Here is a 21003-nt window from a genome sequence, read left to right as displayed (position 1 = left end):
AATAAAAAACAACGATTTAGGTAGTGTTTGAGTGAATCCATTCATAAAAAATTGCGAAATGCGGAAACCTAGTCAAGTCCGCAATGTATTCATCTCCGAACTCATGTGCCTAATTATTCTGAAACCTATATTGTTAATGGGAGGCCACACAACAACATGTCCAATGTGTTAATGATCAAAGCGAATGACCGTCCGTTAGAGCAATCGGTTACGGTTCAAATGTATGAAACGTTCGTCAAAACGTACCGGGATACCCATCCGGATGACGTGGTTACCGAGCTGGATTTGTTCGCCTTGAACCTGCCGAATTATGGGAACACGGCACTTACCGCGCTATTCAAGCGCAGCCAGGAACAGGAATTGACGCCGGAGGAGACGAATATCGCCGATTTGGTACGCGTTCATATCGATCAATTTCTCGCCTCCGATAAGGTGGTCATCGCGTTCCCGCTCTGGAACTACGCTGCGCCTGCCCCGCTGATTACGTATCTGTCCTATTTGGCTCAAGCCGGAACCATGTTCCGATACACACCCGATGGCCCCGTCGGTCTAGCCGGGGGGCGTAAAGTGGTTCTGCTGAACGCCCGGGGCGGCATTTACTCCACGGAGAACATGGCTCCTTTTGAAGGCGCGATCCGGTTCGTGAAATCCAATTTGATGCTGTGGGGAATTACACCGGAAGAAATCATTATCGAGGGACATAACCAGATGCCCGCCGAAGCCAAGGACATTATTCAAAAGGGACTGGATCAAACAGCAAAATACGCTGTAACGTTTTAAACGAGTATAAAGAAAGCATTTCGGCTGTACGGCAGTCGGAATGCTTTTTTGTATTTTCTTCGGCAAAGGTTAAGGCAACCCACATTTTTCATAAAAAAAATGAGTTGACAGAAAGCGCATTTCATCGACTATAATATGTAGACCGTTCGTTATAATTTTGAAAGGAGGTCATAAGCGCGATGACGGAAAAGCCCAATTCCCGTGAATCCATCGTGGAAACAGCAACGCGTCTTTTTGCCAAACAGGGCTATCACGGAACGGGATTAAACCAAATTATCAAGGAAAGCCATTGCCCAAAAGGCTCATTGTATTATTATTTCCCAGAGGGCAAGGAGGAGCTTGCCCAAGAATGCATTTTACGGATTAAAAGCGCGGTATCCGACAAGTGGGAAGAGGCTTTTAACCGGTTCGACGATCCGTCTCAGGCCATTCAGCATTGTATCGATGTGATTGCGGCCGATGCCAAAGCCACCAATTTCGAAGGGTTTATCCCGCTCAGCTTCTGGAATGCGGTAGAAACCTCCTGCATCAGCAACTCCCTGAGGGATGCTTGTCAAGGCGTGCTTCAGGAGTGGGAGAGAGTCTTGACCACACGGCTGCAGGATGCCGGGGTAGAGCTGTCCCGTTCACAGGAAGCTGCGACAGTCATCCTTTCATTACTCGAAGGATCGCTGCTGATCGCCCAGACGAACAAGGATACGGGACCTATATTCCTTGCATCCAAATATGTTGGCATATTGCTGGACCGCCTTTTGGCCAAAAATACATCGGATGAAACACAGAAAGAAAAATAAGGCCGAATGAATAGAGAGATTACAAATATCAGAGAAAATAGATAGAGACATATAAAGAGAGATAAGAGAGACATTGGACATATGACAGGAGGATGGGATTGTGGAAGCAGCCGTACAGCATACGCAAGCTCAAATGCAAACGGAGAAAAAATTTAAAGTTTTACCGATCATGATTTCACTGCTTATTGCCGGATTTATCGGCATGTTCAGTGAAACGGCGCTGAATATCGCGCTTAGTGATTTGATGCAGGTCATGCATATTACGCCTTCGACAGCGCAATGGCTGACAACCGGATACCTCCTGACGCTGGGCATTCTGGTCCCGGTGTCGGGATTGCTGCTGCAGTGGTTTACCACAAGGCAGCTGTTTATTACTGCGCTCAGCTTTTCGATTGTCGGGACCTTGATTGCGGCGCTAGCGCCATCGTTTGAATTTTTGATGGTGGCCCGCGTCGTGCAGGCGATCGGAACCGGTATTATGCTCCCGCTGATGTTTAACACGATTTTGGTCATTTTTCCACCGGAGAAACGGGGAGGCGCGATGGGAATCATCGGGCTGGTCATCATGTTTGCGCCGGCGGTCGGACCGACGATCGCGGGTCTGTTAATCGAGAACCTCAGCTGGCACTGGATTTTCTGGCTGTCCCTGCCGTTCTTGATTCTGGCTCTGGTATTCGGCATTGCGTTTATGCAAAATGTATCCAGCATCACCAAACCGAAGATCGACCTGCTGTCCATCGCGCTGTCCACCATCGGGTTCGGCGGCATCGTGTTTGGCTTCAGCAGCGCCGGTGAAGGCAGCGGTGGATGGACGAGCACCAAAGTGATCTTGTCGCTGGTTATTGGCGTGGTCGGCCTCTTGCTGTTCGGATGGCGTCAGCTGTCGATGAAGCAGCCGATGATTAACCTGCGCGCTTTTAAATACCCGATGTTTTCCGTTGGCGTAGTGATGATCTTTATCAGCATGATGATCATTCTGTCGTCGATGCTGGTACTGCCGCTGTTCCTTCAGGGTGGTTTTGGCAAATCGGCCTTTTATGCCGGCCTGCTCATGCTGCCGGGGGGAATCATCAACGGGATCATGTCACCGATTATGGGACGGCTGTTTGACAAATACGGACCGAAATGGCTCGTGTTCCCCGGATTTCTGGTGGCTGCCGCATCCCTGTGGTTCTTCTCGGGCGTTACGGCCGCGTCAGCGGCGTTCCTCGTGATCGTGCTTCATACCTGCCTGATGATCGGCATTTCGATGGTTATGATGCCGGCACAGACGAACGGGCTGAATCAGCTTCCGCGTGAATACTACCCGGACGGCACAGCCATCATGAACACACTGCAACAGGTAGCCGGTGCCATTGGCACAGCGCTTGCTGTCAGCGTGATGTCGGCAGGCCAGGAGCATTACGCTGAGGCGCACCCCGGCGGCAATCCGCTTGACGCGTTGACTTCAGGCGTTTCAAATGCGTTTATGTTCGGGATGATTATCGCAGTCATCGGATTTGTGATTGCGCTGTTCATCAAGCGTGTACCCGTAAATCATCAGAAATGACAATAGAGAACGAAGCCTGGTATCGGTTGATACCGGGCTTTGTTTATATTTGAGGAATTGCTAAGTTTTAGCGGGCTGTCGTCAGAAAAATTGTCGCCCCAAGCTTCCTGGTATATAATGGGGTTCCAGTGGAGGTCCAATAAACGTACATTGACGGATCAGCCTGAATCGATAGTCCATTCATGAGGTGATACACTTGAAGCAAACACCGCCCAAGCTCCCGCTGACCCCCGAGGAACGCGCCCATTTAAGAGCCTTTAAAGTGAAATTGAACGATATTGCCACCCTCGATACCGCACAGTTATCGCAAATGCTGGAAACCACCCGCGAACGCGCCAACATGCTAAAGGGGCTGGCCATATTTCAATCCGTGCCCTCGATTGGCCCGAAAGTGGCCGCAAGGGTGGTTGGCATGGGATACTACTCGCTGGATGAGATTAAAGACCTGGACGGCGCGGACTTCATAGACAAAATGGAGGTGCACCTCGGATACTGGGAGGATCCTTGCCTGGAGGATGCTCTTCGCTGTCTGGTGCATCATGCCAACCATCCGGGCAGTGAGCGGGAATGGCCTGATTTTACCGAAGAAAGGAAAAAATACCGGGAGCAATTCGGATATCCGGCAACAAGGCCAGCAGCAGCCTGGTACGAGCACCGGGGGAATGAGGCAGCCCGGAACAAGTAAGGGGGAATAGGTTTGATTCAGCAAAAGGTACATCAGAAAGTAAACGATATCGAGGAAATAGAGCTGGAACTGACCCGGTTTAACGCAGGGCGGGCGCTTTCCTCGCAAGACAAGCGTCTGGAAGAAATTCGAATCGGCAGTGCCCGTCTGCTAATCGAAACTACCGGTCCGGATTCGCTCTATTACAATCGGGTGAAAGGATTCGGGATCGCGGATCTGGAGCATTTGGACCAAATCGTCAGCGAATACGAGCAAAGAAATGCCCGTCCTTGTTTTGATATGGCACCAACCCGGCTGAACGAGCAGGTTGCGCTGGCTTTGCACCGCAAAGGATTTCTGCCCATAGATCAGCTGGCATTTTTGGAGGCAGAGCCGGTGGAGGCTGCAACAGTGCATCCGGATATGACCATTGAACCGGTGGACGAAGGCAATGTCGACGTTTTGCTGGAGGCCGTCAGTGAGCTGATGGGAGGCGTTTCAGCTGATATTTTGGCGAGAAAAAAACGGTACTTTACCCTCCCTGTTTTTCGGAATTACCTCGCCTATTCGGATGGACAGCTGGCCGGGATCGGATCGATGTTTATCCATACGGGGAAAGGCTATTTGGCCATCGATTATACCTTGCCCGCGTTTAGGGGCAGGGGATGCCAAACGGCGCTGATCCGCCATCGGTTGTCGGAGGCCAAGCGGACTGGCCTGTCGACGGTGTACACGGATGTGGTGTTCGGCTCTTCAAGTCATAACCATATGCTGGTCCAAGGGTTTAGGCATGTGTATACCAATTCCTTTTGGGTCAGAGACCAGTAAAAAACACTCCCTGCGGGGAGTGTTTTTTTTGCCTACTCTTTGTACTGGTTTATGCTGTCTTGCAGCAGCTGGAGCACCAAATCCCTCAGCCGGGGCGGCGATACAACCTGCACATCCGGGCCAAATCGGAGCAGCCTCCGGGCTGTAAACGGGAACTCCTCAAGCGGAACCGGGCCGCTCCACTGTCCGTCCGCAGCTGTATGCAAAATCGGGTCGTCTTTGGCAAGCCGCATACCAAAAGGGGTAAACCGCAGCACTACCTCAGCTTTGTCCCGATCATCGGTTGACTGCATCCACTCCGCCAGGGACGGCACTTCCGGATCGATCGCACCGGTTTTTTCCACATGCTGGATCCGGTCCACGCGAAAAAGGAGCGTCTTCTCCGGGTTTCGCGCAGGCATATACCAATAGCCATTCTCAAAATAAATGCCAAAGGGGTACACGTTGTGCTCCTTATCGCCTTTGGCAGACTTATACGCGATCCGGATTTCCTGTTTGGCGATCGAAGCTTCTAGAATTTCCGTCGTCCAAGGTGCAGGCTCATGCAGCTGCATCATTCGGAAAGAAATATGGCTGCGCATCTGATCGATGTTCGTCTGTACGTCGGAAGGCAGGGACCCGTAATATTGCACGGCCAAGTGGGAGCGGATCGCGTCAAAAGGGAAGTCGGGCACCTTCTCCAGCATTTCGAGCATCAGAAACAAACCGAGCGCCTCGGTTCGGGTCAGCTGCAGCGGCGGCAAAATTCGGTTCTCCAGCGCGCGGTATCCGCCGTGAGCCCCTTGTTCGCTGTACAGCGGAAAACCGATTTGCTGCAGGTAATCCAGGTCGCGCTGGATGGTCCGGACCGAGACGTTAAAACGCTCGGCCAATTCGCGAGCCGTAAACTTCTTCCGTGAGTCAATGATCCGCATCATCGCTAATCTCCGCTCATTCATGATATCCTCCTAATTACGTCAATATATGTCGTAGTTACATTGTAACATATGAATAGAAGGGAGCGATAAAAACATGGAAAGCTCGAAAGTAGTGCTGTATCTCGCGGTTAGTCTGGACGGATATATTGCGCGATCGGACGGATCGGTGGACTGGCTGTTTGATGTTGAAGGCGATGGCGGAGACAACGGATATGCGAAGTTTTACGGGCGCATCGGCGCACTGATGATGGGAAGGCGTACTTACGACGAAGTGCTTAAGCTGTCGGAACAATTTCCGTACAAGGGGAAACCTTGCTATGTGGTGACCCGATCGGAGCATCCTTCTTCCCCCGATGTGATGTTTACGGCCGAGGATTTGGCTTCTCTGGTCCCGAAGGTCAAAGCAGAGTCAAAAGGGGACGTATGGCTGGTTGGAGGCGGGCAGTTGACCAAGGCTTTCCTGGAAAAAGGACTGCTGGATCGAATTGAGATGACGATCATTCCTAAAATTCTCGGCGAGGGCATCCCGCTGTTTCCGGAAGGAACGGATTTCACCCGGCTGAAGCTGGTCACAGCCGAACCGATGGGGCAGATGGTATCTCTGGCGTACGAAGTGTTGAAAAGATGATAGCTGACATAAACTAACCAGCTGCCGGCTCGGTTGGATGTGTCTGCCTATCGGGCAAGCTGCAGTATAGGAGAAGCTGTGGTAATGAATTGAGTTAAAGGACTACCTCCTCTAGAGGACCGCTACAGAAAAAAACGCCCCCAGGCCAAACGATTAGCCGGGGGCGTAACACTACACAATACACGAAGACGCTTGGTTATACGCCAGCGATCTTGAATTACGATTTGAATTCGGCATTCACCGGATCCGTTATTAGCTTCTTTGCGGAAGACGCAGCAAACCAAGTTTTCTTCCATTGGCCTTTCGCCGCCAAGACTACCAGTACACTGGCTATGGCCACACCGCTCAGAATCAGAAACCCGGGCGTGTACGACCCGGTAGACTCGTACAATCCGCCGAGAACAAGCGGCAGCAGATAACCGCCGAACCCGCCGGCAGCGCCGACGATGCCTGTAACGATGCCGATCTCATCACGAAAACGCTGGGGCACAAGCTGGAAGACCGAGCCGTTACCGGCACCCAGGCACATCATACCGGCAAAAAGAAGGATGGAAATCACGTACAGCGGCGGCAGCGAGGAGACACAGGCGAGCATGATGGCTGCCCCGGTATACAGGATGAGCAGCATGCGGACGCCTCCGATCCGATCGGACAAATACCCGCCCACCGGACGGAAGAGGCTGCCGGCGATGACGCAAATGGTCGTAAAATCGGCGGCATGCACAGCGGAAAGATTATATTGCGTATGAAAAAAGATCGTCAGGTAATTGGTCAGACCGACAAAGCCGCCGAACGTCACGCAGTACAGCCAGCAAAATAGCCAGGTATCCTTTTGCTTTAACACTGAGCCGTACTCGGACAATTTTTTGGGGGCAGGCTGGTTGGGGCTGTCTTTGGCAAAAATGCTGAAGAATATAAACACGATGACGATCGGGATCAAGGCGATGCCGAATACGGCTTCCCATCCGCCAAAATGCTGTGCCAGCCGGTTCGCGAACAGCGTGCTCAGCACTGTGCCGCTGTTCCCGGCTCCGGCGATGCCCATCGCCAGGCCTTGATACTGCGGCGGGTACCAGCGGCTGGCGAGCGGAAGCGCAGCCGAGAACGAAGCCCCGGCAATGCCGAGCAGCAGGGCGATGACGTGCAGCTCGCCGAGCGAGTCCACGAACCGCCAGCCCCAGATCAGCGGCACCATCGTCAGCAGCATTCCGAGCTGTCCGGTGCGCTTCGGCCCGATATAATCGGTCAGGAAACCGAGGACCAGCCTTAATACCGAACCACCCAGCACCGGCAGCGCGACCAGGTTCGCTTTTTGGGACGCGGTCATCGGATAGTCCTCCATCATAATGACGCTCAGCGGTCCGAGGAGCACCCAAATCATAAAGCTGATGTCAAAATAGAAAAATGCGCTGAATAAAGACGGTTTATGCCCACTTTTCCAAAACGTCGTGCCTTCTTTCATCTCCATCTCCTCCATATCTTTTATCGCATATAAAACAAAAAGCCGCAGATTGCCCATAAGCGGACAACCAGCGGCCTCATTGCCATGGGAAGTATTCTTCCCGGATGAAAGATCACGTCTTTGTGATTTCGAAATGAATTATAGTGCAATGTAAAATGCGTGTCAATAAACTATACATAAATTTTGTTATTGGACATGATTTATTGTGTTATTGGTGAATATTAGAATGTCGTGTAATATATGTTGACATTAACTTTGTTTTCGATTATGCTCAGTTCAAATCCATTATCCGGTACAACGGTGTACCTGTTGACTAACTGGCAATGACGCCCGTTCTCTTGATCTCCAAGGGACGGGTTTTTTCATTTTTAGGCCTGGCCTACACAGTTTTTTAGCGGAGGTGACTGCAATGGGGAAGCCCAGGCTTGTCGTGGTCGGCAACGGGATGGCAGGAATGAGATGCGTGGAGCATATATGCGATTTTGCGCCCGACCGGTATGAGATCACCGTGTTCGGAAATGAACCCCATCCCAATTACAACCGGATCATGCTGTCGAAAGTGCTCCAAGGCGGAACAAATGTAAATGATATTACGATCCATGATTGGGATTGGTATACAGAACGGGGGATATCCCTGTATACCGGAGAAACTGTACTTCGCGCCGATCCCGACCTGCAGCTGATTTACACGGAATCCGGGCGTGTGGAGTCTTATGACCGGCTGATTATTGCGACCGGCTCCTCGGCCTTTATGCCCAAAATTCCAGGCATTCATAAGACGGGAGTGACGGCTTTCCGGAGTATCGCGGATTGTGAGCGGATGATGGAAGCTTCCCGAACGTATAAGCATGCAGCCGTGATCGGCGGAGGACTGCTCGGATTGGAAGCGGCAAGGGGACTGCTAAACCTCGGCATGGAGGTCGATGTCATTCATAACGCTTCGTATCTGATGAACCGGCAGCTGGATGCCTCCGCAGCGGAGATGCTGAAGCGGGAGCTGACCATGCAGGGGATGCGCTTTTTGGTTGAAAAACGTACGGAGCGTATTCTCGGCAGAAAGCGTGCGGAAGGCCTTCAGTTCTCTGACGGCAGCCGGCTTGGGGCTGACTTGATCGTTCTGGCAGTGGGCATCCGTCCGAACATTTCCGTAGCGGAAGCCAGCGGCATTCGCACAAACCGGGCGATTGTCGTGGATGATTATATGCAGACGAGTGCCGACCATATATATGCTGTCGGGGAATGCGCGGAGCACCGCGGCATTGTCTACGGCTTGGTAGCCCCGTTATATGAGCAGGCCCGCGTACTCGCCATGCATTTATGCGGGCGGCACACGGAGCCCTATCCAGGCTCAGTACCTTATGCACAGCTTAAGGTGTCAGGCGTGGAGGTATTTTCCGCCGGGCTGATCCAGGGTGGGGATTGCGAAACGGCGCTGCAGCACTACGACGGCGTGAAAGGGACCTATAAGAAGGTGACGATGAAAAACGGCAGGATTGCCGGAGCTGTGCTCTTTGGCGACACCTCGGAAGGGACGGAGCTGTTGGGCTATTTAAAGCGGCGGGCGCCGGTGTCCGCCTTGAAGGCGCTGCCTGCCGGGGGGAATTCTTCATTGGCCAAAACGGCCGAAGCTATGGGGGATCAAGATACGGTTTGCAATTGCAACAGTGTCACAAAAGCTGCCATTATGGAAGCCGCCGGTCTGGATGGGGCACAAACCGTGGACCAGATCCGGGAGCGGACCAAGGCGTCCGGTTCCTGCGGAGGCTGCAAGCCGATGGTGGCCGCGATCCTGGAGCTGGCGAAGTCCTCGGGAGGGAAGAAGCCGGCTCCGGCCGCTGCTCCGGTGCCGATCTGCGGCTGCACGGACATGGACCGTGCAGCGGTCCGGGCCGCGCTGTACCCGGGCAGCGATGCAAGCGTCCAAGCAGCCATGCTGCGTCTGGGCTGGAAGCGCCCGGAAGGCTGCCCGGTATGCCGATCGGCCGCCGCTTATTATCTCGGCATCCATCGATCGGCCGGCGACGGAGGGCCTATGATCCGGGCGTCGGCAAGCCCGGTCGTCTCACCAGGAATTCCGCATACGGAGGCCGGGTGGATCGCACTCGAACTGGAGCGAAGAAGCATGGGGTGGTTCATGCCGGCACGGATACGCATCGCAGTGTCTGCGGGTCCGCGCGACCCGGCGGGTGTCCTTGTACATGATCTCGGTATCGGCGCATCCCCGGCCGGATGGGAATTGTACGCCGGCGGACATATGGAGCATCCGGTCAAGCCGGGTCAACTGATTGGTGTCCTGCCCGATGCCGGGGACATCATCGACATGGCTCTCGGCTGCCTTGCGCTGTATCGGGATTCCGCCTATTATCGGGAGCCTGTGTGGGAGTGGTTGGAACGGTACGGGCTTCAGCGTTTACGGGAGAAGCTTCTCGATCCCGATGAGCGCGAATCGCTGCTCGAAACGATGGACATGGCTCGATCGGTGGGGATCAATACACACCTTGATACTCAATCCGAAGAAAGGACGGTGGGCATATGACGCTGACGATGAATACGCAGTGCCCTTTTTGCAGCGTGCAGTGCAAAATGACCGTAGAGATTACACCCGGGGAGGCCAGGCAGCGATCGGGATTTCAGGCGACGGGAGTCCCCAATGCCGCATCCGAGGGGCGGCTGTGCGTGAAAGGGATGAACGCACACCAGCATGCTTCAAGCCGGGATCGCCTCCTGTATCCGCTGGTGCGGAAAAACGGAGAATTGGTCCGCGCCTCTTGGGAAGAGGCATTGGACATCGTCGCAGCGCGGTTCTCGGCCATTCAGGAGGCGTACGGCCGCGATGCTGTCGGTGTATATGGCGGCGGTTCATTGACGAATGAAACAGCGTATGCGCTCGGCAAATTTGCAAGAGTGGCCCTCCGAAGCCGGTATATCGACTATAATGGGAGATTTTGCATGTCGGCTGCGGCATCGGCCGGGGTGAAGACGTTCGGGATCGACCGGGGGCTGACCAATCAGCTGTCGGAAATCCCGCTGGCCGAATGCATTATTCTCGCCGGCACGAACATCGCGGAGTGCCAGCCGACCCTCATGCCTTATTTTATCCGGGCGAAAGAGAATGGGGCATTCATCATCGTCATTGATCCCCGGGCAACCGCGACAGCGGAACTGGCGGATCTTCATCTCCAGGTGAAGCCGGGAACCGACAGCGCTTTGGTGAGCGGTATGCTGAAGGTTATCTTGGACGAAAATTTGATCGACTCGGCATTTATTCAGAGCCGCACAAAGGATTTTGACCAGCTCAAGGCTGATTTGCTCCGAATAGATTTGGAAGGGATTGCCGAGTTAACAGGTGTAAGCGTTGAGCAGATAAGAACCGCTGCTGTGACTTACGCCAAAGCGGGCACCGGCATGGTGTTTACTGCGCGCGGCGTGGAGCAGCATGCCGATGGCCATATGGCGGTCCGGAATTTTCTGAATATGGTTCTGGCCACCGGTAAAATCGGCAGGGAAGGCTGCGGCTACGGTGCCGTTACGGGTCAGGGGAATGGACAGGGCGGCAGAGAGCATGGACAGAAGGCGGATCAGCTGCCCGGCTACCGTTCGATTGAAAATGAAAACGACCGCGCGTTCGTGGCAAAGGTTTGGGGAATTCCGCCCGAAGAGCTCCCTGGAAAAGGGGTATCCGCCTATGAAATGATGGAGCTCGTACACCAGGAACAGATCAAAGCGTTATTCGTCATGGGCTCGAATCCGGTTGTTTCCAATCCCCATGCTTCGCTGGTGGAGGAGGGCATCCGGAAGCTCGATTTTCTGGTCGTCGCCGATATGTTTCTGTCCGAAACGGCAAAATACGCGGACGTTGTCCTGCCGGTCACTTCCTATATGGAAAACGAAGGGACACTGACGAATCTGGAAGGCCGCGTGCTGCTGAGGGAAGCAGCCAGACCGGCGCCGGGCGAGACGCGCCATGATTGGCAGATCTTGTGCTCGGTTGCGGAAAAGCTCGGCAGAGAGGCTTATTTTCCGTTTAAGGATGCAGAAGAAATTTTTAATGAGCTGAGGAAAGCCAGTCAGGGCGGGATTGCCGACTACTTCGGGATTACTTACGAACGCCTGCGGCGGGAAGAAGGCATTTACTGGCCGTGCCCGTCAACCGACCACCCGGGGACAGGGAGGCTGTTCGAACACTCCTTCGCTCACGCAGACGGACTTGCCCGGTTTCAGACGGTACCTGTTGCTTTCCAGGGCGAGGAAACGAACAGCGAATATCCGCTCATCATGACCAACGGCAGGGTGCTTCCACATTATTTGACGGGCGTTCAAACCCGGCGCAGTCCGGTGCTCGCCGCAAAGTTCGTGGAGAGCTTCATGGAGATTCACCCGCTGACCGCGCGTAAGCACCGGATTGAAGACGGAGCGCTCGTACGCGTCAGTTCCAAACGGGGGACGGTTACCGTACGCAGCCGGTATTCTGACAAAATTCGTGAGGATACCGTATTTATTCCGATGCATTGGGGAGACGCCCAGAACGTGAATTTGGCCACCAATCCGGAGCTTGATCCATACTGCAAAATGCCTGATTTTAAAGTCAGCGCCGTCCGGGTTCGGCCTCTTGCCGAAGAATGGTCAGAAGATGAAGGGGAGATTATTTAGAAAAAATATACGGCATATCTGAGTTCAGCATTAGGTTTATCAACAAATTGGTCTGCTCCAAATCGCTGTGGATTGGCCCTTATTCCCGCCAATGACTCATGCTACAATAGCCGTGTCATGGAATTTACGATGCATGAAAGGGGAGAGGGCACATGAATATTTTGATCGCAGGCGCTTCCGGAGCGGTTGGCCGTTTGCTGGTGCCGCGGCTGGTCCAGGCCGGCCATACAGTGACAGGTACGACTCATCGGCCGGAAAACATACAAGTCATTGAATCATTGGGAGCTAAAGCCCTTGTCGCGGATGCATTTGACCGGGATGCTACTTTTGCAGCAGTCCGCGAAGCAAGGCCGGAAGTTGTCATCCACCAGCTGACATCCCTCGGCAGCCGGGTTTTCGCTGAAAACTCCCGCATTCGGGTGGAAGGAACCCGTCATTTGGTCGATGCCGCCCGTGAAGCCGGCGTGAAACGAATCATTGTCCAGAGCATTGCGTGGGCTTATCAGCCGGGGAATGGTCCGGCGACAGAAAATGTACCTCTGGATGTCGAATCTGCGGATCCTTCCCGTAAACGCAGCGTGGATGCCGTTGCTGCACTTGAGGAGACCGCAGCGGAAATTCCGGAGCATGTCATTCTTCGCTACGGGTTGTTTTATGGTCCCGGAACATGGTATACAAGCGGTGGGTATATGGCCGAAGAGGTGCGTGAGGGACGAATGTCTGCCAATGAAGGAGTGTCCTCATTCGTACATGTGGAGGACGCCGCCCATGCCGCATGCCAAGCGCTGGATTGGCGGTCCGGTGCTTATAATATTGTAGATGACGAGCCGGCTCGGGGCACCGATTGGCTCCCGATTTTTGCAGAGTCGGTCGGTGTTTCCCTGCGGCACACAGCTGCAGGTGAGGGGCAGCCTTGGGAACGTGGTGCGGCAAATGCCAAAGCCCGCGGACTGGGATGGAAACCGCTGTACCCCTCGTGGCGTACCGGTTTCGGAGGGAATCATTAAAGCTGACGAAATAAACGAATGCACCGCTTGAGAGACATCGGACAGCCCTGGGCTGTTCTAATGCTCTACAAGGGGTGCTTTTTTATGTTGGGGAAACCAGCGGTATTTGTGCTTGACTCTCACCTATACGTGAGAGTTTAGTATGGGTATGGGAGGTGCTTAAGTTGATGTATAAAATTGGACAGTTGGCCAAGGAGGCCGGTATCTCCATCCGCACGCTGCGCTATTACGATGAAATGGGTATCCTGACCCCCTCTTTCGTATCTGATGCCGGATATCGGTACTACAACGAAGACGACATCATGAAGCTGCATCACATTACGACTTTGAAGCAGCTTGGGTTTACACTGGGACAAATCCGAAACGTCTTAGAGACGGAAGCCGGGGAGTCTCACGCTGAAAAATGGACACACGCAATTCGGGTGCAGCTTGATTTGCTCCAGGATGAAAAGCATCGCCTCGAGCTGCTCGAGCGCCGGCTGCTGACGACGCTGCGCACGATCGAGCTGCGTGGTGACGTACCCGTGGAAGAACTGGTCCTGTTCATCCAGATGCTCCATTCAAGAGAAGCCGACTCGGCTGCAAAATCCGTCCAGCGGAACAACAGGGTTCGGCAGTTTGCTCCCGACGAGCTCCCGATTATCGAGAAGCTGCCGAAGATGGATGAGGATGATCCGCGGTCGGATGAATGGATCGGCCTGCTGCGGGACATTCATCGCCACCTCGAGGAGCCGCCGGATTCACCGGCATCCAGACAGTTGGCACAGCGGCTGCTGACCATTGGCGAAGGGTGGTTTGATGGCAGGCAGGGAAGACGTGCTGGAGAAGTATTGGGAGTGGATTCGTCCCGAAGCCGGTGAAAGCGAAAAGGTCCTCGGACTGGATGAAGATACGGTAAACTACATCGACCGCATCGTCGACGAGTATTTGCGGCACGAGCAAGAACAGCAAACGGATAAGACGAAAGGAAGGGATCGAAATGAATGAGCAAGCAAAAACCGCGACGGCAGCGAAACCCGTGAAATCACGCAAACCGTTAAGCAAAAACCAGGCGTGGGCTTATGTGGCGATCGGAGGACTCCTCGAAATCGTCTGGGCTTCAGGCTTCAAATATGTGGAGATTCCCTCCATTATCGTGCTGATCGCCCTGCTGACGAGCTTTGAGCTGGTCATCCGTGCAGCGAAGGTTCTGCCGGTTGGGACAACCTACGCCGTTTTTGCCGGAATCGGCACGATCGGAACCGTCGTTGTGGAAGCTATGTATTCCGGTGGTATTGGCCTGCTGAAAGTCGGCATTATTTTGCTCTTATTGCTATTTATCATCGGTTTAAAACTTACCAGCGGGGAGGAACACAGCTAATGGCTTGGGTGCTGCTTATTGCTGCCGGATTGCTTGAAATCGTCGGCGTGATCGGAATCAAAAGGGTATCGGAACAAAATAACTGGACTAATAACCTCATTCTTATTGGCGGTTTCATTGCAAGCTTTTCATTGCTGGTCAGAGCGATCGAGTCGATCCCTCTGTCGACGGCTTATGCAATCTGGACGGGGATCGGTTCGGTTGGGGCGGCCGTTGTGGGCATGATGTTTTTCAAGGAATCGAAAACGCCGGTTCGCCTGTTTTGCATCATGGGCGTCATCGGCTGTGTCATCGGGCTTCGGCTTGTTGAGTAAACCGCACCCTATCTGAATAAGGCAACGATGCAAAACCCCGCTAAACGGGGTTTTTTGTGCTGAAATCCGATGTACCGTAAGGGTTGTGCCAAACCGCTGGACAAGAAAAAACGGTTTAATGCCGGAATTGATCATCGAATGTTCAGGTTTTACATACATATTTCATGAACATGGAACGTTTTTAACAAAACCGGTTTAATGTAGGACTTGTACTTGAGACAAATTCCAAGCCAAGACATGAAGGAGAGGATCAGGCGAACGTGGTTACGATTGCTGATGTAGCAAAAGCTGCGGGGGTTTCGAAAGGTACGGTATCCAGCGTGTTCAGCAAGAAACGTCCCATCAGCAAAGAGGTCACGCAGCGTGTGCTTAAGGCGGCGGAGGAATTGAACTACAGGCCGAATTACTGGGCAAGAAGCCTCGTAAACCGGAAAACCAACATTATCGGGCTGAACATGCGCAGCGAGAAAATGCCGCTGGACGCGTTTCAGCACGACCTGCTCGACGGCATGATGGAGGTTTGTTATGAACATGGCTACCGGATATTGATCAACATTTTGCAGCCTTCCCTGCTGAAGCAGGTGGAGCTAATCGCTTCAGATCCGGTGGACGGAGAAATTTTGCTCGACCCGATTCATGACGATCCCCGAATTGAAGACCGGCTGAAGCGACACGTCCCCATCGTTGTGGTGGGACGTCCATCAGGTGAACGTGCCGGACAGGTATGCTCCGTCGATAACGACAATATCGCGGCGGCCGCCAAAGCGGTCAGGCTTCTTCTATCGCAAGGGCACCGGCGGATTTTGTTTCTCAACTCGGCGAAGGACCGGACCGTCGCGGAGGATCGGGAGCTAGGTTATTATTTGGCCCACCGCGAAGCCGGTGTGGATCCGGTGGCAGGACTAATCTTGAACAAGCCGGATGACGATGGAACCTCGATCCGCTTCGGTTACGAGACGACCCTGAAGATGCTTCGCGAACACGCTGGCATTTCCGCCGTCCTGGCGGACAACGAATCGATGGCTATGGGCATTTATCAAGCGGCGGAAGCGCTTGGACTTGACATTCCCGGAGATCTTTCGGTTATCGCCTTCAGCGGCGGCGAGCATTTCCCGCCCGCAATGCACCCGCCGTTAACCGGGATGAGGCTGGATGCAAGAACAATCGGCATGGAAGCCGCCCGCCTGCTGATCGAGCAGGTGACTGCCGGCGCAGCCGGGGTTAAGCGGATACTCCTTCCGTCCGAACTGGTGGAGCGCGGTTCCTGCGCTTACACCCATTAAACCGTTAACACATTGCTATTTATAAGAAAAACGTCTATCGACGTACCTTCAAAGAAGACAGACCGCGTCCAGTGGAAGTTTTTCTTGCGATTATAGAATCGTTCAGCTCCGCTGAAAATTTATCATTCTATAATCTAAAAAAAAATCATGGTTGGAGGTGTTTTGAATGAAAAGAAAGTCAGGCATTTTGATGGCAACCCTGCTGGCAGGTTCACTCCTTGTCACGGCATGCAGCAGCAGCGGCGGAAGCGACACGGGTAAGGCGGCGGAAGGGGGAGCGGATACCGGCAAGCAGCCGGAAATGAAGCTTCGCATTCTCTCCGCTAATGTCGGCGGGAAAACCCCGGATGAGATGAAACAGTTCGAGGCTGAGATTAAGCGGTTAACCGGCATTGACGTGACGATCGAAAAGCCGGCGAGCGACTACGATCAGAAAGTGCTGACCGTGCTGGGTTCGGGCGAGAAATACGATCTGATCGAGCTCAGCGACCTGGGCAAGCTGGATCAATTTGTCGGGCAGGGTGCGGTGACGGATCTAAGCGATTTTGTAAAGGGGTCGAGCACGCTCTCTGATCCGAAGGTGATTCCCGCCGCTGAATGGGATCAGCTGAAAGACAAGGATGGCAAAATCCATGCCGTCTTCACGAAATTCCAGGGCGGCACGATGCCGATCATCCGTAAGGACTGGCTGGATAAGCTGCATCTGCAGGAGCCGAAAACGCTGAACGAATATTATCAGGTGTTAAAAGCTTTTAAAGAGCAGGATCCGGATGGCAACGGCAAAAACGATACTTACGGCTTGAGCACGTCCGGCTTATATGACATTCAGGGGTTCATGAGTGCGGCCGGTTTGAAGTACCGCTACGTGATGAAGGACGGCAAGCGGACGATCCCGTATGCTTCCGACGAAGCGATTCCGATGTATGAATGGTTTGCCAAGCTGGTCAAGGAAGGCATCATGGATCCAAACTTCGTAACGAACGATACTGGCAAAATGCGCAACCTGTTCCTCACCGACCGGGTCGGCATGGTGACGTACTGGGATGCCTGGGTTGGCATGTTCAACAACCTGCGTAAAGAGCAGGATCCGAATACAACGTTCCAGGCGGAAGCGATCGCCAGCGCTGCCGGTCCGGACGGCAAGATCCTGATGCGCCGGGGCGACCCCGACTTCTGGATCGTGCCGCAAAATGCGCCGCATGTGGAAGCAGCCGAAAAATTCCTGGAGTTCTGGAACTCCAAGGACGGCATTACCCTCGGCAGCCTTGGTATTAAAGACGTCGATTATACCGAGAGCGGCGGCCAATATACGCTGACGGCAAAGGGCAAGGAGCACAACATGGACCATGGCGTGCCGTTCTGGTACAACGAAAACGTCAAGTCCCCGTTTGACAAACTGCCGGGCGTCGAGGCCGCCCAAGAACTGGTCAAACAGCATGCGACGCTGGAACTAGCCCTTCCGGGCTGGCCGGACGCGGAAAAAATCGTGCAAAATTACGCGCTGAAAGCCATGTCCGGGGAAATGCCCGCCGCCGATGCCGTCAAGAAAATGCGGGAGGAACTGAAGAGCGCGAATTTGATCGACGAATAGCTCCCGCGGTTTGATTTTACACGATAGGATGTGAAGTTAGACAAGATGAGAGCGATTCGTAAATACGGCGTACTCTATGCCATGATGCTTCCCGTCGTCATTTACTTTATCATTTACGGTTATTACCCGCTCGCGCGGGGTCTGCAGATCAGTTTTCAGGACTACAAGCTGATGGGGGAGCGCCCCTATATCGGATTTGCGAATTATGCGGCCGTGTGGCATGATCCGTTTTTCTGGAAAGCGCTGGGCAATACGGTGGTGATCGGGGGAGGCATTCTGGTCTTCGGATTTGTCGCCCCCCTGGTCATCGCTTTATCCCTGAATGAAGTCATGACGGCATGGTTTAAAAAAACGGCGCAGATGCTGCTCTACATCCCGCATTTGCTGTCCTGGGTTGTGATCGGGGGAATGTGGATCTTCCTCCTTTCACCCGACACAGGGATCGTCAATTTGGTGCTGCACAAGGTGGCCGGCATCGAACCTATCCATTTTCTGGCCGAGTCCACCTGGGCGAGATGGGTCATGATCCTGGTCTCCACATGGAAGGACATGGGCTACAGCTGTATCCTGTTTCTTGCCGCGATCGTTTCGATCAATCCGTCCTTGTACGAAGCAGCCCGCATGGACGGGGCCACCAGATGGCAGCTTGTGCGGTTCGTGACACTTCCCCAACTGAAAGGAACGATGAAAGTCATTATCCTCCTGAATACGCTCGGGGTGTTGAGGATCTTCGATCAGGTCTTTGTCCTCCGCAATCCGTCGACCTCTTCCCAGGTCGATGTGCTGATGATGTACACGTTTCAGAAGGGCATTATGGAAATGCAGGTCGGTGTGGGTGCGGCCGCGAGCTTTTTCGTTCTGGTCTTTACGCTGATCTTGACGCTTGCCGTGCGGACACTAACCCGATTTGACGAGGTGGAATAGATGATGAGACACGCGAATTACGGTTTGAACGCCAAGCGGATGTCGGTGTTCGATTGGCTCAACGCCTTGTTCATTATCTGCCTGATGCTGACGATGATCATTCCCTTCCTGAACGTCATTTCGCTCTCGCTGTCCTCCGGGGTTGCGTCTATGCGGCCGGATATCATCCTGTTTCCCAAAGAATTCAGCCTGGAGGGATATCGCACGATCTGGAACAGTCTGGATTTGTGGCGACCTTTCCTGAACAGCACGATCGTAACGGTCTTCGGAACGCTGCTGCATGTGCTGCTGTCGTCGCTGGCGGGCTATGTACTGATCCATCCCCGGGTACCGGGAAAACGGCTGATGATCACCTTCATCCTGATTACGATGATGATTCCACAGGAGGCGGTGCTGATCCCGCTTTACGTGGTCAACAAGGACTTCCACCTGATCAACACGCTGACGGTGCTGGTGCTTTCTGGACTCGTCTCGGGGTTTTCGATCCTGCTGATGCGGAACTTCTTCATGAGCATCCCCTACGAAATTTCGGAATCCGCCAAAATCGACGGTGCGGGCGACTTCTGGATCTTCGCGGCCATTTATATGAGGCTGGCGACCGCCGGATTGGCTACGGTGACGCTGTTTGAGTTCGTGGGACGCTGGAACATGTTCACGGCGCCGCTGATCTTTATTAATGATAGCTCGAAATATACGCTGCAGGTAGCTCTGAAAGCCATGATTATCGATTCCAGCACGTCTTCCAGCAACTACCTCATCACCACGAATGTGAAAATGGCCGGAATCATGATCGCCATTCTGCCGCTGATCGTCATCTATCCATTTGTGCAGCGGTTCTTTATGAAAGGGATCATGCTGGGCGCCACGAAAGAATAAATGGGATGAAAGAAGGGGAACACGCCATGCAGGCACATATGAATGAGACGGAACCTTTGCCGGTCGTAACGATCGGGCGGCAAGTGAACATATCTCCCGAAGAGGAGAAAACGTACCTGGAAGTGCGCTTTCACGTTCCAGCTGATGCCGAACGGATCCATGTCGCTTACCGGTACGACCGCGCTGACGGGGAGACGGTGATCGACCTTGGCCTGCGTTCCCCGGAGCGGATCGTCGGCTGGAGCGGCGGTGCCAGAACCGAAATGTTCGTCGGATTGGAAACCGCGACCCCCGGATATGCCTCGGGCGATATCGCCGAAGGAGAGTGGGCCGTGCTGCTGGGCGCCTACAAAGTACCGGATGAAGGAACGGAGGTTGCGGTCTCCATCGAGATCCAGCTCAAGCATAAACGGTGGATTCCAGGCGATTTGCATGCCCACACCTATTACAGCGACGGCAAACACAGCGTCGGCGAGGTTTCCCGCTTATGTCTGGATAAAGGGCTTGCCTTTCTGGCCATGACCGACCATAATACGTTCTCCCAAAACCGAAACACCCTGGCAAAGACGGAAGAAATGCTGCTTATCCCAGGCGTCGAGATGACCAATTATAAGGGGCATGCGAATTTGCTCGGACAGCTGGATGCGCTGGAGGACTTCAGGGTGTATACGGTGGAACAAGCTTCGGAACAGCTGGCCAAAGGAAGGGAAAAGGGAGCGCTTGCGGTGTTGAATCATCCTTTTTGCACGGACTGCCCGTGGGAATTCGGCTTTGACGTTCCGTTCGATGCGATCGAGGTGTGGAACGGCCCGTGGCGGGAGCTGAACGAAACGGCGGTACGCTGGTGGCAGGAACGGCTGGCCGAAGGCCGGCGGATCGTGGCTGTGGGAGGGAGCGATTTCCATGGACCCCATCCGTGGGTTCAGCATGGACGGCCGACCGCGCACGTGCGGTCCGAGTCACTAACCGCAGCCGGAATTCTGGAAGGGATTCGCCGGGGAAATGTGGTGCTGACGCTTGATCCGGACTCCACGTTTATCGATTTTCAGATCAATGGCGCTTGCGCCGGGGATCAGGTACAGCGAAACTCTGAGCGTGGAACCGTTCTTCTTGAAGCCTTGATCCGCCGGGCCCAAGGAGATCAAATCAGCCTATGGTCCGACCGGGGATTGGAGCGGCAGTGGACGGCAGCAAATAAGGAGTTAACCTTGACCTGCGAGCTGCCCCAGGACCGGCTCTTTTACCGGATGGAGGCCAGACGCGATATGGGGGAATTGGGGGCACAGGTGATGACCTGCCTGACCAATCCCGTCTATTTAAGATAATTTGATCATAGAACATTTCAAGTGGTATATTGCTTTTCACAAGAATGTCTA

At 53.8% G+C, this 21003-nt stretch carries 20 protein-coding genes; 18 read left to right on the top strand and 2 right to left on the bottom strand.

What is annotated here, in order from left to right:
- Positions 1-156: 156 nt before the first annotated feature.
- From K2F33_RS23425 to K2F33_RS23405, 5 genes are all read left to right on the top strand, one after another.
- Positions 157-780, top strand: coding sequence for an FMN-dependent NADH-azoreductase (locus K2F33_RS23425; RefSeq protein WP_263878813.1), 624 nt, complete (start codon positions 157-159; stop codon positions 778-780).
- Between the two features lie 179 nt (positions 781-959).
- Positions 960-1574, top strand: a complete 615-nt coding sequence (locus K2F33_RS23420; RefSeq protein ID WP_263878811.1) for a TetR/AcrR family transcriptional regulator — start codon at positions 960-962, stop codon at positions 1572-1574.
- A gap of 133 nt (positions 1575-1707) precedes the next feature.
- Positions 1708-3123 (top strand): DHA2 family efflux MFS transporter permease subunit, encoded by a 1416-nt coding sequence (locus K2F33_RS23415; protein ID WP_089550224.1) that lies wholly within the window; start codon positions 1708-1710, stop codon positions 3121-3123.
- A 187-nt stretch (positions 3124-3310) separates the two neighbouring features.
- A complete protein-coding gene (locus tag K2F33_RS23410; protein ID WP_318671168.1) occupies positions 3311-3808 on the top strand; it encodes a helix-hairpin-helix domain-containing protein in 498 nt (165 codons plus the stop codon).
- Between the two features lie 12 nt (positions 3809-3820).
- Complete coding sequence (locus tag K2F33_RS23405) at positions 3821-4615, top strand: GNAT family N-acetyltransferase (RefSeq protein WP_263878809.1); 795 nt, start codon at positions 3821-3823, stop codon at positions 4613-4615.
- 32 nt (positions 4616-4647) lie between these two features.
- Here the strand turns inward: K2F33_RS23405 and K2F33_RS23400 are convergent, their stop codons facing one another.
- On the bottom strand, positions 4648-5553 hold the full coding sequence (locus tag K2F33_RS23400; protein ID WP_212983815.1) for a helix-turn-helix transcriptional regulator: 906 nt from the start codon (positions 5551-5553) through the stop codon (positions 4648-4650).
- Between the two features lie 73 nt (positions 5554-5626).
- On the opposite strand from K2F33_RS23400, the gene K2F33_RS23395 reads away from it, so the two are divergent.
- Positions 5627-6160, top strand: coding sequence for a dihydrofolate reductase family protein (locus K2F33_RS23395; protein WP_263878808.1), 534 nt, complete (start codon positions 5627-5629; stop codon positions 6158-6160).
- A gap of 217 nt (positions 6161-6377) precedes the next feature.
- Here the strand turns inward: K2F33_RS23395 and K2F33_RS23390 are convergent, their stop codons facing one another.
- Positions 6378-7622: a nitrate/nitrite transporter gene (locus K2F33_RS23390; RefSeq protein WP_089550225.1), complete on the bottom strand. Its 1245-nt coding sequence runs from the start codon at positions 7620-7622 to the stop codon at positions 6378-6380.
- A 409-nt stretch (positions 7623-8031) separates the two neighbouring features.
- Between K2F33_RS23390 and nirB the strand changes: the two genes are divergently transcribed.
- The 12 genes from nirB to K2F33_RS23330 all read left to right on the top strand — a co-directional run bounded on the left by nirB (position 8032) and on the right by K2F33_RS23330 (position 20952).
- A complete protein-coding gene (gene nirB / locus K2F33_RS23385) occupies positions 8032-10158 on the top strand; it encodes a nitrite reductase large subunit NirB (RefSeq protein WP_263878807.1) in 2127 nt (708 codons plus the stop codon).
- Positions 10155-12272 carry an assimilatory nitrate reductase catalytic subunit NasC gene (gene nasC / locus K2F33_RS23380; RefSeq protein WP_263878806.1) on the top strand — a complete coding sequence of 706 codons (2118 nt, stop codon included), beginning with the start codon at positions 10155-10157 and terminating at the stop codon, positions 12270-12272. Before nirB ends, nasC begins: the two co-directional genes overlap by 4 nt.
- 152 nt (positions 12273-12424) lie before the next feature.
- Positions 12425-13279, top strand: coding sequence for an NAD-dependent epimerase/dehydratase family protein (locus K2F33_RS23375; protein ID WP_263878804.1), 855 nt, complete (start codon positions 12425-12427; stop codon positions 13277-13279).
- Positions 13280-13446: 167 nt separating this feature from the next.
- Positions 13447-14139: a MerR family transcriptional regulator gene (locus K2F33_RS23370; RefSeq protein ID WP_263878801.1), complete on the top strand. Its 693-nt coding sequence runs from the start codon at positions 13447-13449 to the stop codon at positions 14137-14139.
- Positions 14078-14266: a hypothetical protein gene (locus tag K2F33_RS23365; RefSeq protein WP_263878799.1), complete on the top strand. Its 189-nt coding sequence runs from the start codon at positions 14078-14080 to the stop codon at positions 14264-14266. The genes K2F33_RS23370 and K2F33_RS23365 overlap by 62 nt, the downstream gene beginning before the upstream one ends.
- Complete coding sequence (locus K2F33_RS23360; protein ID WP_263878797.1) at positions 14259-14639, top strand: DMT family transporter; 381 nt, start codon at positions 14259-14261, stop codon at positions 14637-14639. The genes K2F33_RS23365 and K2F33_RS23360 overlap by 8 nt, the downstream gene beginning before the upstream one ends.
- Complete coding sequence (locus tag K2F33_RS23355; RefSeq protein ID WP_145164298.1) at positions 14639-14953, top strand: DMT family transporter; 315 nt, start codon at positions 14639-14641, stop codon at positions 14951-14953. Before K2F33_RS23360 ends, K2F33_RS23355 begins: the two co-directional genes overlap by 1 nt.
- Positions 14954-15213: 260 nt before the next feature.
- Positions 15214-16236: a LacI family DNA-binding transcriptional regulator gene (locus tag K2F33_RS23350; RefSeq protein WP_263878796.1), complete on the top strand. Its 1023-nt coding sequence runs from the start codon at positions 15214-15216 to the stop codon at positions 16234-16236.
- A 166-nt stretch (positions 16237-16402) separates the two neighbouring features.
- On the top strand, positions 16403-17827 hold the full coding sequence (locus K2F33_RS23345) for an extracellular solute-binding protein (RefSeq protein ID WP_263878795.1): 1425 nt from the start codon (positions 16403-16405) through the stop codon (positions 17825-17827).
- Positions 17828-17872: 45 nt separating this feature from the next.
- Positions 17873-18751, top strand: a complete 879-nt coding sequence (locus tag K2F33_RS23340; protein WP_089547368.1) for an ABC transporter permease subunit — start codon at positions 17873-17875, stop codon at positions 18749-18751.
- Entirely contained in the window at positions 18752-19627 is an 876-nt protein-coding gene (locus tag K2F33_RS23335) for a carbohydrate ABC transporter permease (protein WP_263878793.1), read from the top strand. It begins immediately after the preceding gene.
- A gap of 26 nt (positions 19628-19653) precedes the next feature.
- Positions 19654-20952: a CehA/McbA family metallohydrolase gene (locus K2F33_RS23330; RefSeq protein ID WP_263878790.1), complete on the top strand. Its 1299-nt coding sequence runs from the start codon at positions 19654-19656 to the stop codon at positions 20950-20952.
- The last annotated feature ends 51 nt before the right edge of the window (positions 20953-21003 follow it).

Source organism: Paenibacillus sp. PSB04 (genome assembly GCF_025809195.1).
Lineage (GTDB): Bacteria > Bacillota > Bacilli > Paenibacillales > Paenibacillaceae > Paenibacillus_AQ > Paenibacillus_AQ favisporus.
The sequence above is the reverse complement of the archived record's forward strand: the minus strand, read 5'-3'. Positions and strand labels throughout refer to the sequence as shown.